Annotated in this window: 12 protein-coding genes and 3 pseudogenes; 8 read left to right on the forward strand and 7 right to left on the reverse strand. The window is 44.9% G+C overall.

Annotated features, from left to right (window positions below; translation table 11 throughout):
- The first annotated feature begins 7 nt into the window (after window positions 1-7).
- The 3 genes and pseudogenes from A5N84_RS06970 (at window position 8) to A5N84_RS11995 (ending at window position 1,857) form a co-directional block, all read left to right on the forward strand.
- Window positions 8-538, forward strand: a complete 531-nt coding sequence (locus tag A5N84_RS06970) for a dihydrofolate reductase (RefSeq protein ID WP_072281798.1) — start codon at window positions 8-10, stop codon at window positions 536-538.
- Window positions 535-1,155: an aminopeptidase P N-terminal domain-containing protein gene (locus tag A5N84_RS09600; RefSeq protein WP_078055641.1), complete on the forward strand. Its 621-nt coding sequence runs from the start codon at window positions 535-537 to the stop codon at window positions 1,153-1,155. The genes A5N84_RS06970 and A5N84_RS09600 overlap by 4 nt, the downstream gene beginning before the upstream one ends.
- A pseudogene (locus A5N84_RS11995) lies at window positions 1,127-1,857 on the forward strand (M24B family metallopeptidase). Before A5N84_RS09600 ends, A5N84_RS11995 begins: the two are co-directional and overlap by 29 nt.
- Before the next feature lie 83 nt (window positions 1,858-1,940).
- Here A5N84_RS11995 and A5N84_RS10875 read toward each other — a convergent pair.
- From A5N84_RS10875 to A5N84_RS06985, 3 genes are read right to left on the reverse strand one after another with little or no spacing between them, the layout of a single operon-like run.
- On the reverse strand, window positions 1,941-2,342 hold the full coding sequence (locus A5N84_RS10875) for a putative sulfate exporter family transporter (protein ID WP_198923855.1): 402 nt from the start codon (window positions 2,340-2,342) through the stop codon (window positions 1,941-1,943).
- Window positions 2,296-2,910: a YeiH family protein gene (locus tag A5N84_RS10880; RefSeq protein ID WP_198923856.1), complete on the reverse strand. Its 615-nt coding sequence runs from the start codon at window positions 2,908-2,910 to the stop codon at window positions 2,296-2,298. The genes A5N84_RS10875 and A5N84_RS10880 overlap by 47 nt, the downstream gene beginning before the upstream one ends.
- Window positions 2,907-3,824, reverse strand: coding sequence for a DMT family transporter (locus A5N84_RS06985; protein WP_072281799.1), 918 nt, complete (start codon window positions 3,822-3,824; stop codon window positions 2,907-2,909). The genes A5N84_RS10880 and A5N84_RS06985 overlap by 4 nt, the downstream gene beginning before the upstream one ends.
- A 206-nt stretch (window positions 3,825-4,030) precedes the next feature.
- On the opposite strand from A5N84_RS06985, the gene A5N84_RS06990 reads away from it, so the two are divergent.
- The 5 genes and pseudogenes from A5N84_RS06990 to holA all read left to right on the forward strand — a co-directional run bounded on the left by A5N84_RS06990 (window position 4,031) and on the right by holA (window position 9,777).
- The gene (locus A5N84_RS06990; protein WP_072281800.1) at window positions 4,031-4,222 is read left to right on the forward strand and encodes a CsbD family protein; all 192 of its coding nucleotides are present in this window, start codon (window positions 4,031-4,033) and stop codon (window positions 4,220-4,222) included.
- A gap of 40 nt (window positions 4,223-4,262) precedes the next feature.
- Window positions 4,263-5,747: an apolipoprotein N-acyltransferase gene (gene lnt / locus A5N84_RS06995; RefSeq protein WP_072281801.1), complete on the forward strand. Its 1,485-nt coding sequence runs from the start codon at window positions 4,263-4,265 to the stop codon at window positions 5,745-5,747.
- A pseudogene (gene leuS / locus A5N84_RS07000) lies at window positions 5,716-8,267 on the forward strand (leucine--tRNA ligase). The gene lnt and the pseudogene leuS overlap by 32 nt, the downstream one beginning before the upstream one ends.
- A 510-nt stretch (window positions 8,268-8,777) precedes the next feature.
- Complete coding sequence (locus A5N84_RS12000; RefSeq protein ID WP_233120027.1) at window positions 8,778-9,017, forward strand: hypothetical protein; 240 nt, start codon at window positions 8,778-8,780, stop codon at window positions 9,015-9,017.
- Window positions 8,908-9,777: a DNA polymerase III subunit delta gene (gene holA / locus A5N84_RS07010; RefSeq protein ID WP_233120028.1), complete on the forward strand. Its 870-nt coding sequence runs from the start codon at window positions 8,908-8,910 to the stop codon at window positions 9,775-9,777. The genes A5N84_RS12000 and holA overlap by 110 nt, the downstream gene beginning before the upstream one ends.
- A gap of 240 nt (window positions 9,778-10,017) precedes the next feature.
- Here the strand turns inward: holA and A5N84_RS07015 are convergent, their stop codons facing one another.
- From A5N84_RS07015 to A5N84_RS07030, 4 genes and pseudogenes are all read right to left on the reverse strand, one after another.
- Complete coding sequence (locus A5N84_RS07015; protein ID WP_078055644.1) at window positions 10,018-10,227, reverse strand: c-type cytochrome; 210 nt, start codon at window positions 10,225-10,227, stop codon at window positions 10,018-10,020.
- The gene (locus A5N84_RS07020) at window positions 10,194-10,613 is read right to left on the reverse strand and encodes a cytochrome c (protein WP_072281804.1); all 420 of its coding nucleotides are present in this window, start codon (window positions 10,611-10,613) and stop codon (window positions 10,194-10,196) included. Before A5N84_RS07020 ends, A5N84_RS07015 begins: the two co-directional genes overlap by 34 nt.
- 14 nt (window positions 10,614-10,627) lie before the next feature.
- Window positions 10,628-12,230: pseudogene (locus A5N84_RS07025) on the reverse strand (flavin monoamine oxidase family protein).
- 31 nt (window positions 12,231-12,261) lie between these two features.
- The gene (locus A5N84_RS07030; protein WP_072281805.1) at window positions 12,262-13,716 is read right to left on the reverse strand and encodes a cytochrome c; all 1,455 of its coding nucleotides are present in this window, start codon (window positions 13,714-13,716) and stop codon (window positions 12,262-12,264) included.
- Between the last annotated feature and the right edge of the window lie 228 nt (window positions 13,717-13,944).

A 13,944-nucleotide genomic window follows, 5' to 3' on the forward strand; every position in this document is an offset into this window, starting at 1 on the left:
AAATCGCATGGCAAAACGCATCATTATCGCAGCACAAAGCACCAATCGCGTTATAGGCAAAAACAACGCCCTCCCATGGCATTTGCCAGAAGATTTTAAATTCTTCAAACAAACCACAAGCCACCACGCCATTATCATGGGACGCAACACCTTTCACTCTCTGCCTAAACTCTTGCCCAATCGTGAGCATCTTGTCCTGAGTCAGGATGCCAATTTAAGCCTTGAAGGCGCGCAAGTGTTTACGCAATTAGAAAGCGCTTTGCATTATGCCGACCAGCATCACCGCAAAGCGTTTATTATTGGGGGTGCACAGCTTTATGCCTATGCTATGGCACATGCAAAGGCGCTTCATATTGAAGAACTGCTCATTAGTTGGGTTAATGCCACCATAGAAGGGGACAGCTATTTCCCCATCATTGACCAAAACATTTGGCACTTACAGCAAGAACAGCACGTTCAAAAAGACGAGCGCCACGCCCATGCCATCACCTTTCGCCGTTACACACACACCCAATTTTTAAATAAGGAGTACTTATGAAACCACTAGAACAAGCCATTTTTGCCCAACGTCGCCAAGCGCTTTTGGCACAATTACCCGCCAACAGCGCCGCCATCTTATTTGCCCCCGATGAAGTCCGACGCAATAACGACGTCTATTATCCCTTCCGTCAAGACAGCTATTTTTGGTATCTCACGGGTTTTCCTGAGCCTAAAACTGTTGCCGTCCTTGTCAAAGAAAACGAGCAAACGCGTTATATTTTATTTAGCGCCAAACAAAACCCCGAGCTTGAAATTTGGGAAGGTAAAATCATCGGACAACAAAGCGCTAAAATCGACTATGGCGCCGATGAAAGCTATCCACTAGAGCAACTTGAACAACTGCCCCAACTGCTTAGCACCAGCAACCGCCTCTATACCGTTTTAGGCATAGAGCAAACACAAGATGAGCGCATCAGCGCCCTACTCAGACAAATTCACCGTCAATTTGGACGCGGTGGCAGTGAACTTGAAGGATTATTTGACTTGCGCCAACTCCTAGACAATATGCGCCTGATAAAAAAGTGCCGAAGAGCAAGCATTACTACATCATGCAGGACAAATCAGCGCCCAAGGGCATCGCGCCGCTATGCTAGCCACCGCCCCCAATCGTTATGAATACCAAGTGCAAGCCGCCCTAGAAGCTACCTTCCGTGAACATGGCTGTGATTGGTCTTTCCCCAGCATCATCGCTGGCGGTGAAAATGCCTGTTGCTTACACTATCGCGCTAACAACGCCCAACTGCGCAACGGGGATTTGCTCATGGTTGATGCAGGCGCAGAATTTTCAGGATATGCAGGCGATATTTCGCGCACCTTCCCAATTAACGGCAAATTCACACGCGACCAACAAGCGCTTTATGAAGTGGTATTAAATGCGCAAAATCCGCCATCGCCACCGCACGCGTAGGCATCACCCACGAACAACTCCACCAACACACCATCAGCCAACTCATGCAAGGCATGCTTGATGTGGGCATTATCGACGGACAACTGGACGACTGGCTCGCCAACGAGCGCTACAAACAATTTTATATGCACGGCACAGGGCATTGGCTTGGGCTAGATGTACACGATGTTGGCGTATACAAACCCCATGGACAATCACGCCAATATCAAGCTGGCATGGTCATCACCATCGAACCTGGGCTTTACATTCAAGCCAACGACACCAGCGTCGCCGAACAATGGAGAGGCATTGGCATTCGCATCGAAGACGACGTTATCCTAACCGAAACGGGCAACGAACTCACCTCAAGCGACGTCCCCAAAGAGGTTCATGAAATTGAAGCGCTACTGGCAGAGCGCTCCAAACATTAATCCAACAAACACGCAAAAGCGCGCAAGCTCCCTAGCAAGCGCGCTTTAATCAGCGCATTACAACAACGCGCTCACTAAAAAAGTCAGCACTCCCCCCACCTAAAACCAACCATAACCAAATCACCACCCCCCAGCTTAAATGGCACCAAACCAACCGCTTTTAATTGTGAAAGCCGCGTACTAACGCCCAAAGCCGCCATCGCCATCGCCAACAACACCTCATCGACCCACACCAAACCCCTCACCCAACTCTGAGACAATAGCGCCAACGAATTAACCCCCACCATCGCCACAAATCCCAAAGCAAACCACGGCACCGCCACTGATTGACGCGCTCCTAACGCGCCATTATCCCGAACCAACAGCGCCAGAACCCACAAAAAAGGCGCCAACAGCATCACCCGCACCATCTTAGCCACCACCGCAGCATCTGCCACCTCAGGCGCAATCACCCCCCCCAACCGCCACCACCTGCGCCACTTCATGCACCGACGCGCCCACATACAACCCAAATTCCTGCAAAGAAAACCAATCCCCAAACCCCACATAAATTAACGGATACACCAACATCGACACCGTGCCAAAAACCACCACCGTCGCCACCGCCACAGAACTCTTATGCGCAGGTGCTTTAACCACCGAATCTGCCGCCAACACCGCCGCCGCCCCACAAATACTCGCCCCAGCCCCCATCAATATCGCCGTCTGTCTATCAATCCCAAACCAATGCCCAGCCAACCACAGCGTCAGCGCAAACGTCAACATAACCATCAACACATCAACCAGCAACACCTCCGCCCCCAAACTCGCCACCTGCGCAAACGTCAAACGAAACCCATACAACACAATCGCCAGCCTAAGTAATGGCTTTTTCGCAAAACCCACCCCAGCCTCAAATCGCCCGCCAATTTGCACGATATTGCCCAGCACCAGCCCTAACACAATCGCCCACAACAGCGCCCGCCCCCACCCAAGCGCCTGCAAGCCCAACGCTATCACAGCCAGCGCACCCACTAGCATCAACCCCCATACCTTATCTAAATGCGCTCTCATATTTTTCCTTCATCTTTCATCCGTCGCCACAATACCGCCACAGGATTCCCATGATGCTCATAATGCGTTACAAAAGCCACCGAAGCGATAATAAACGCCGAACCCAACCACAACGCGCCAGGTGGCACCCAACCAAACACCAAATAACCCGCCAACACATTAAGCGGTAACTTCACATGGTCAAACGGTTGCACAAACGACGCATCCGCCACCGAATACGCCTTAGCAATCGCCCACTGCGCCAAAGCCGTTAATCCACCCACCGCCACCAAAAGCCCCCAAACCATCGCCGTATCTGGTAATTGAAATTGCGCCACCCCCACCAGAAAATTAAACGGCAACATCAACACCAACAAATAAAACACAATAGTTGAGGGCGTATCCCGACTCACCGTAAACTTCGTCATCAAAGAAGCACATGCCCAAAAAAATGCTGCCGCCATCGGCAATAAACTTGCCCAAACAAAAGCATCAGACCACGGCTGTAAAATCAACATCGAACCAGCAAACCCAATAACGGTCGCCACCCAACGCGCGCCACTAACCGCCTCACGCAACACCAACCCAGAACCTAATGTTGCAAATAAAGGCGAAGTCATCAATAACGCAATCCCCTGCCAAATCGGCACAGGATACGCCAACGCCCACGTCCACAACTGAATTCCAATAACAGACACCCCCACACGCATCACATGCAACAAACGAAAATCCGAACGCATGGCCTGACGAATCGCCCCCGTGCGCATCAATGGCAGAAAAACCAACAATGCAATTAAATATTGCCACAACACCGCCGAAGCCGAATTCAATCCAAAACCAATGCTTAAATACTGCAACGACGTATTGACCACCGCAAACATCAACCCCGCAGCCACCATCCAAAACGCACCCTTAAAAGGAGAATGAGTCGCCATGCGCCCTCCATAAGAAAACAAAACAAAAGCCAGCAATCATAACAAAGCCCCTCTATATAAACCACGAAAACCACCCATTCCTTTCTCTTTCCTTTCTCTTTTAGAGGCATTACAAGCTAGAAACCTCACCGTCACTTAATGATTGACTCTTTATAGTCTTGCTATAGTAAGGAAAGATTAATTCTATTGAAACTAAGGAGGACAAAATGAACTGGGAACAAATCGAAGGTAAATGGAATCAACTTAAAGGCAATGTTAAACAAAAATGGGGCGAACTTACAGATGATGATTTAGACGTAATCGCTGGCAAGAAAGATGTCCTCATCGGTAAGCTTCAAGAGCGTTACGGCTATTCAAAAGAAGAAGCCGAGCGCGAAGCAGATACATTTGACCTTTAATCGTTTATCGCAAACCCGATAGTCTTATCGGGTTTTTTTTATGCCTGCTATTTTTGCTCTATTAAGCGGCTGTGCGCTAACCTTTGCATTTGCTCCCTATCATTGGTGGGGACTAGGGATATTTTCACTGGTTAGCCTATGCTATTTATGGTTGCGCCCTGAATGTCGCCGACCAGGTTTTATTGGATTTTGTTTTGGTTTAGGGTATTTCTCCACTGGCATTTATTGGGTTTATATCAGCCTTTATTATTATGGCGATGCTCCCCTTATTTTTGCCATCTTAGCCAACATTGTTTTAATCTTATTTTTATCTTGTTTTCCGTTATTAATCGGATGGTTACTGGGAAAACTCTCCAAACCCGCCAGCTACTATCGCGCCTTTTTAATCCCATTATTATGGATGAGCGCCGAGCTTGCGCGTGCTTATATCTTAAGCGGTTTTCCATGGTTAAGCATTGGCTATTCACAACTACACGCGCTTTTGGATGGTCTTGCGCCCATTGCAGGCGTAATGGCAGTTGGATTGGCGCTAATTAGCCTGTGTACGCTCATTGCCAATGGTCTGTTGCATCGATGCTGGACATCTTTTTTCTTTAGCGCGCTTTTGTTGGTTTTTATTCTTGCCACCAAATTATTTTCTTTTACCATTGCTGTCGGCAAACCCTTTTCAGTTGCCCTTATTCAGGGCAACGTCGAACAAGACGATAAATTTAGCCAAGATTCACAACACAAGCATCTAGAAGACTACATCACCCTCACCGCCACACGTGAGGAAAGTGTGATTATTTGGCCAGAAACTGCGATTACATATTTTGAAAACACTTTAAAAGATAATGTATTAGCAGAGCTAGATAAGCTCACCCAAGCGAAAAAGCAAGCCCTTATCACAGGTATTTTGGCGCAAGAAGGCAAACAATACTACAACGCTGTTATCTCACTTGGACAAGCCAATGGGCGCTACTACAAAAATCATCTCCTACCCTTTGGGGAATACACGCCCCTTGCCAGTGTCTTTGCTATCTTTAATGACTATGTTTATATCCCTTTAAATGGATTTTCTCGTGGGGGAAGCCATCAGCAGTTAATGACCACTCATGGCATCCCTGCTGGGGTATCTATTTGTTTTGAAGCGGCGTTTGGGCGCGAAATCCGCCATAGCCTGCCAAATGCGCAATATTTAATTAATGTTAGCAATGATGCTTGGTTTAAAGATTCCATTGCCGCCGAACAACATCTCCAACTCAATCAAATGCGCGCGCTAGAAATGGGGCGGGAAATGGCAAGAGCAACCAATAATGGCGTTAGTGTTTTTATCGACCATAAAGGATATATCCAAAATCGCCTCCCACGCTTTACTCAAGACGTGCTCTCTGGCTCAATTCAACCACGCATTGGCTTAACGCCTTACGCTAAATTTGGTAATACGATTATTGCCATAGTGCTAATTGCCTATGCTATCATAGCTGGTTTAATTTTCCCTTGGCGTAACCGTTATGCAAGAACATTACCAACCCAGTTTGATTGAAAGCGAAAGTCAACAACAATGGGCGTCTCAAGACGTTTTTAAAGTTACTGAAGACCCTACACGCGAAAAATTCTACTGCCTTTCCATGTTTCCTTATCCCTCAGGAAAATTACATATGGGGCATGTGCGCAACTACACCATCACCGATGTAATCAGTCGCTATCAGCGCATGATGGGCAAAAATGTCCTGCACCCAATGGGATGGGATGCCTTTGGACTGCCTGCAGAAAATGCCGCTATTGCCCATCAAGTCGCCCCCGCAAAATGGACGTATGACAACATCGCCTATATGCGCAACCAGCTCAATCGTCTAGGCTTTGGATTTGATTGGTCGCGTGAACTTGCCACCTGCGACCCCGAATATTACCGCTGGGAGCAATGGTTATTTGGCAAACTCTATGACAAAGGCATTATTTATCGTAAAAATGGCGTTGTGAATTGGGATCCTGTCGAACAAACTGTATTAGCAAATGAGCAAGTTGTAGATGGTAAAGGTTGGCGCAGTGGCGTTGCTGTTGAGCGGCATGAAATCCCAATGTATTACTTCAATATCACCGCCTATGCCGATGAACTTCTAAAAGATTTAGACCAACTAGATGGCTGGCCAGAACAAGTTAAAACCATGCAACGCAATTGGATTGGCAAATCTTATGGCATGGAAATCATCTTCCCTTATGAAGATGACGATGGTCAACTCACTGTATTTACCACTCGCCCTGATACTTTGCTAGGTGTTACCTACTGCGCCATTGCCGCTGAACACCCTTTAGCTGAGCAAATGGCAGAACATAATCCAGCGTTGCAAGACTTTATCCAAGAATGCAAACAAAGTGGTGGAGTGAGTGAAGCGCAGCGCGCTAAAATGCCTAAAAAAGGGATGTTTAGCGGTGCTTATGTCCGCCATCCGCTCAGTGAAGAATCTATCCCCGTTTGGGTGGCAAATTATGTCTTGATGGATTATGGCGAAGGGGCGGTTATGGCAGTTCCAGCGCACGACCAACGTGATTTTGAATTTGCCCAACAATACGACCTCCCTATTCAACCTGTTATCAGCACAGACGACGAACAGACATTGCCGATTACCAATAAAGGCACGCTCATTAATTCTGGGGTTTTTGATGGCATGGATTTTAACCAAGCTTTTGATGCCATCGCACTTGCTCTGAAAGAAAGAGCCGCTGGCAGAATTACCACGCAATACCGCCTTCGTGATTGGGGGATTTCACGCCAGCGCTATTGGGGCTGCCCCATTCCAATTATTCACAACGACAATGGAGATGAGCAATTAGCAAACCCTCAAGATTTACCCGTGCGCCTGCCTGAAAATGTTATTCCTACAGGTGCTGGTAATCCACTTAATAATCTTGACAGTTTCACCAACGCTGGCGAAGGATTACGCCGCGAAACCGACACCATGGATACCTTCGTAGAATCCAGCTGGTATTTTGCTCGTTATTGTTGCGCGGATAATACCAATGCCATGCTAGATGAGCGCGCCAATTATTGGCTTCCCGTTGACCAATATGTGGGTGGGATTGAACATGCCATTTTGCACCTTCTCTACGCGCGTTTTTTCACCAAACTATTGCGCGATGAAGGACTTGTACAAATAGATGAACCCTTTAAACGTCTACTCACTCAAGGCATGGTTTTGGCAGGCACTTGGTATCGCACCGATGAACAAGGGCGCAAAACTTGGTATTCCCCCGATGCAGTCAGCCCACAGACTGACCACAAGGGGCGCATCATTGGCGGAACACTCATTGCTGATGGTCAGACGGTTGAATATGGTGGCATGGAAAAAATGTCCAAATCTAAAAATAACGGCGTTGACCCACAGCCACTAATCGAACAATACGGCGCAGATACTGCTCGCCTATTTACCATGTTTGCCGCACCCCCTGAGCAATCCCTTGAGTGGTCAGACCAAGGCGTTGAGGGGGCGCACCGCTTCCTTAAACGACTCTGGCATATGCCTTTGACTTCAAAAACGAACTCACACAAAAAACCGCATTTGATTTATCGCAATTAGATAAAAAACATCAAAGCATTTATCGCGATATTCAAGAACAGTTACGCAGCATTCATTTTGACTATCAGCGCAATCAATTTAATACCGTTGTCTCTTCTGCCATGAAAATTGTCAAATCCATGCAACAGATTGAACCTAACCATAGCGCATTACGTCGTAAATGCATGAGCATCTTACTACGTGTTTTAGCGCCTATCGTTCCGCATATCTGCGAGCGCCTTTGGCAAGAACTTGAATTTGGCGACAGCCTAATTCACACCGCCATGCCCACGGTTGATGAAAAAGCACTCATACAAGATGAGCACACCTTAGTTGTACAAGTAAACGGCAAACGACGCGGCGAAATCACCGTCCCAGCCAATAGCGACGAAGCCAGTATTATCGCCGCAGCCCAAGCCAACGATGGCGTCCAACCGCATCTTGAAGGTAAAACCATTCGCAAAACCATCGTTGTCCCGCAAAAACTCGTCAACCTCGTTGTGAGCTAATGCGTATACAAATCCTAACCGCTGGTCTCTACGCGCTTTTGCTGAGCGCCTGCGGTTTTCATCTTAAAGGGACGCAGGATAATCCCACCCTTCCTACTTTAGCACTCATTTTACACAAACCGACCCGCTGATTGAACATGAAATCACTCGCACTTTACAACAGCATTCCATCAATCTCGCTCCCCCAAGCCAAACCTCCCTCCATCTTCACATTAGTACACCAAAGCCACAACGCTATCAAAATGCCATAGGTGGGCTTAATGGCAACTACCACGAAATTGAACTCATCGACAGCCTAAGCATACATATCACCCAAGACGACACACCCATTGCTCAAACCATCTTACAAAGTCGCACCAATATAAGTTACGACACCACCCACTACCTTGCAAGCCAAGCCGAAGAACAGCAATCGCATAAACAACTTGCGCAAGATAACGCGCAAAAACTCCTGCGCTATCTCCAAGCCACTCTCCCCAAAACTCTTGATGACCCCACACAGCAACAACCATGAACCTCAAAGCGCCAGCGAGTATTGCCTATCTACAAAAAAACCCACTCCCAAACATCACCTTAATTTATGGCGAAGAACCGCTCTTAAATCTTGAAGCGCTTGAAGCTGTGCGCCAACGTGCCAAAAATGACCACTACACCGAACGCCAGCGCATCACACTACAAAGCGCCAACGATTGGGCAAAACTTCCAAGCCAAACGGACAACCTCTCCCTTTTGCGCAAAACGCCTAATTGAACTGCATTGTGAAGATAAAAAACCCAATAAAACTGCTGAAACAGCTCTATTAACCCTCAATAATCAACCCAGCGCACATCATAAAATCGTCCTCTTTGCGCCCAATTTCAGCAAAATTGAGCAAAGCGCTTGGTATAAAACCCTCTTTCAGCACAATCTAGCAATCCGAAGCTTCACCCTATTTGCCAGTGATTTTAATCAACAAATCGACCAGCGCCTTAAAACAGCGCATCTGCGCCTCACCTCCCAAGCACGCGAACGCCTCATTGCCTATTGCCAAAACAACCTTCTTGCCGCCAAACAAGCCATAGAGCGCCTAAGCATTCATCCTCAGCATGAGCAAATTATTGACGACACGCTCCTACAAAACCTGCTATCGGATGTATCACAGTTTTCCACTTTCGCCCTTACAGACGCTATTTTAGCTAGCAATTGGTTACAAGCTTATAAAATCGCGCACAAACTCGCTGAAGAAAACAACCAAGAACACACCCTAATCACATGGCTCATTCAGCGCGATATGAGCCTTATTCTTCAACTCATTGCCCAACCGCAAGACCACACCACACTTTATAAAAACTATAACATCTCTTCTTTTCAACAAAAACGCTACATACTCGCCCTAAAACACTACACCCCCACCATTGCACAAACCACCTTCACCCTCGCGGACAAACTCGATCGCATCACCAAAGGCGCAGAACATGGTCATTATTGGCTTACCTTAAAACAATACCTCCTGCTACGCGCTCAGCATTAGGACGACCTTCTAATTAAGCTAAAAATAAAAATCGGCATAAATATCAATAAACCTCAACCAATATATTTATCCCCCATCCAATTTCAAGAAGTGCTTTAGCCCTCTTTTCCTAAATTGAGCATAGCTAATAGGTAAAATTAACAATTACAATACTTAGCTCCACTTCTTACATAAATAAAAAGCCAGCAACCGCTGGCTTCTTTGTGTGAAAAATAGAAAGTTTAATTATTCAATTAATCCTTAACCCTCACTAATATCATGTGCAGGCGGATTATCATGACGCAATGCTTTTACATCTTCAGCACTTAATTCTTTAGTGTAATCGTTTAATTCCTGCTGAATATAGCGCACAACTTCTACCATCTGCTCATCATCTAGCATATCGCGAAAATAAGGCATTCCTCTAAAACCATTAATCATAATGCTATAAATATAGTCCTCTGACTGCATTTTAGGATTATTTGCCAAAGGCGGATAATAACCAGCACCAAAAGCACCCTCCCTTCATGCATATGGCAACCCGCACAGGAATGTTGATAAATAGCTTTACCATCGCGTTCATTAAACTTATTCCCTTCACCAAAAAACTGCTGCCATTTCTGTAAAGTAGCATCTGTTTCCAAATCAGGGATTGTACTGTAATCAACGATATGTCCTTTTTTCTTACCTACATCCTCACGACTCATATAAACCCCACCCCAAGCGTGATTATCTCGACTGTCATAAACATCAACCGACCATTTATCAGAGGATTCTTTTGACGATTGCTCCGCAGCTTGTGTAAAGAGTGTTAAAGTCAAACATGCCAAGGGTAGCCATAATTTTTTAGCCTTCATAAATTCCTTCCACCTTAAACCGTTGTCTTAATCTTATGATGCAAACGCTTAGCCGCATCAATGCCAGATAAAATTGCTCCTTCTTGCCAACCCGGAATATGTGAGCAATGCTCTCCTGCTAAGATTAAGCGGTTATCAATCTGACATAAAGTATCGTAGTATTGTTCCCGCGTGGTTTCATTCCAAAGTCCATAACAACCTAAAGTCCATGGCACACGATGCCATGCCCAAGATGTTCCAGATTTAAACTCTTGGCGATACTGAGGATGGATTTGTTCGCCATAAGCTAATGCTGCTTCAATACGTTGCTCTGGCGTTAAAGTATTAAATTTATAGGAAGTTGGACCAAAACCATAAGCGCCTAACAATACACCAGAGCCTTTTTTAAACCAATTATCTGATGGATAGGAAATTTGTATAATTGGCAAATTCGTATAAGTTACACCACCATAAATCCACTCATCTTCCTCCCAAAAACGGCGCTTAAACTCCAAACCAACTTTAAATGATGTTTCATAAGGGACAGCAGAAATTGCTCTAAGCATTCCTTTTGATGCTTTAACTTCGATTTGACTTAACACTGACAATGGAATATTACAAACACACCAATCTGCTTCTAGCCTTTTTACGCCTGCTTCGGGATTTTGCGTATCGACATAATAAATACTTACCCCGTTTTCGTTTTGGTCAATTTTAACAACTTTGGCATTAAATTCGATCATATCATGGCATTCACGCGTAAAGGCATCACCAATCTTATCCATGCCACCTTTAGGTTGTAGCAACGTGGGATGATGTTTATAAGAAATAAAATTACCATTAATATGCGACCATAAGTCTGCTTTTAAAATATCATGCAAAGCCATAGGCTTAGAAGAGCGCTCTCTAGGCATTAAACCACCCCCAGGCAAGATGCTATTCCCACGGAAAATCCCTAACTCTGGCGAGGCAACATAGCGGAAATTTTCATCCAATACCCCCCAGCCTCTTAAACCTTCTAGTAGTTTCTCTTTATCTTCTTGACTCACAGCATCATCCAATCCACCCTGATTAACTGATTTTGCCAATAATTCAGAAACATGCCCTCGCACATCACTAACCACATCCCCTAGACGCTGAGGCACTCCTTTAAAATAATCACTATGATGCAAATAAGTATTATGATTTTCTTGTACAAATGCCTCCATTTCTACACCAAATTCACGGCAGTAATGAAATAATGCATAATGATGGCTAGGCAAACGCCAAGGACCAGGGTTTAAATAATTACCCTCATCAAAATCACAGCGCACCTCATCGCCATTTATCTCTCGATAGCGATCTCCCCCGCGAATAGTGATGCTTCTGCCCACCCCCACGATTTTGGAATTCTAAAACCTTAACCTGATATCCTGCTTTTCTAAGCTCATAAGCAGCCGTTAATCCGCCCAATCCCGCACCCAAAATTACAATAGAAGTATTTGCAGGCGCACCACTTAAATTAACCGCCTGTTTAAAATCGGACTGACTTGCAAAACCAAGAGATGTCATCGCCTGATACATCGTAGTTGCCCCAGCCACTTTACCAATCATCGCCAAAAGTTCACGGCGACTGGTTTGTTCTAATTTATCAAACATAATTATTCCTCACAAAAACAGTATAAACCCATCACACCGTTTGACTGTTGCGTTTTTTAAAATATACAACCAATCCAATAATCAAACCAACAACTGCTAACAATCCTATAATCATCAACAATAAAGCATTGCGCACTAAAAATGGCGCATTTACCTGATGATTAAGCGCACGCTGAACAGCTTTTGCATCAACGGCACTTTGTGAGGCTCCCCCTAACTGCGTACGTAAAAAATTCACCAAATCTGCTATTTGCTCATGTGATAAGCGCTTAGCAAAAGCAGGCATTTTAGGTTGTGTGCTTAATGCAGGTTCCATACCATGACCAATCGCTGCAATTAATGGTTGGGTATTGTCGCTGCGTAAAATAGATAAACCTACTAGTGCTGGATAAAATGCCTCTGGCTGACCATATCCATCTACACCATGACAACTTGCACAGTGCATTAAATAAGTCTCCTGCCCAGAGCCTGCTGCTGTAGCATTCAAACGCTCATTCATTGCATCAATTTGTGCCATCAAATCAAACGTAATTGCTTCGCTATATTTCTCGGGCAAGGCATTAGTTTCTAAAGCCACCGCTTTATAGCCATTTTCAACTGCAGGAATACTTTGTAAATAAGCAGCTATAGCATATAAATCTTCATCGGTTAAATATTGCAAACCATGCGTTACTGCTTTGCCCATCTCACCGCCTGCATAAGCACGTTGATCTAATTCACCATACTTTAAGAAAGCTACGATATCCTCTTGCGACCAGTTACCAATACCTGTTTTCTTATCTGGCGTAATATTAGGCGCATAAAAATGCCCCATATCATTACCTGCTAAATGCTTACTTTTTTTATAACCCATGGTTGCATCTCTAGGAGTATGGCAATCAGCACAATGCCCTAGATGATTGACTAAATAAGCCCCTCTTTTTTGCGCTTCATTCCAGCTAGAATCCTCAATATCCACAGGTGAATTAACAAGATTAAAGCCATTCATCATAACGCGCATGCTAAAAGGAAAATCTAAAGTTGTTTGCGCTTTTGGATGTTTATCAACGGGTATAATCGATTGAAAATAATAGAATAAATTTTCAACATCTGTATCACTCATCTTATGATAAGACAAATAAGGCATTGCTGGATATAAACGATGATTAGGTGTGAGACCTTCTCGCACAGCAAGCTTGAAATCCTCTAACGTATAATTACCGATGCCATATTCTTTAGATGGGGTAATATTTGTAGCGACAATTTCCCCCATAGGAGTAGGAAAAAGTGTTCCACCTGCATAATCCTCACCATGGCAACCCATGCAATCAGCAGCTCGCGCAACATAGTGTCCTTTTTTAATCAGCGGATCTTCTTGTAGATTAACAAAGTCCTTTTTGTACTGTTCATGTAACTGTGCAAGTGTCGTCTCATCAGCATAGGCTGGCGACAAAAGCACCGCGCCCCCTAAAATAAACGACTGCAACCATAGGGGTTTTCGTCTCATATCTGTCTCCATTGCCTATAAAAAGTCATTATTATTATTTATTAACAGGTAATATTTTTCCTGCATTATAGTCCAACAAAACCAAATATCTACAAAAATTTTATAAAGTTTGATTGAGCGAAAATAAGCACTATCACTAATAAATAAAACCAGCCTAAATAAGCTGGTTTTATCTGCCGAACTCTAGCTCTGTCACTTATGTCTTAAAGGAAATCATCAGAAGCAAGA

The sequence above is a fragment of the Rappaport israeli genome, assembly GCF_001888055.1.
In the GTDB taxonomy this organism is placed as follows: Bacteria; Pseudomonadota; Gammaproteobacteria; order Cardiobacteriales; family Cardiobacteriaceae; genus Rappaport; species Rappaport israeli.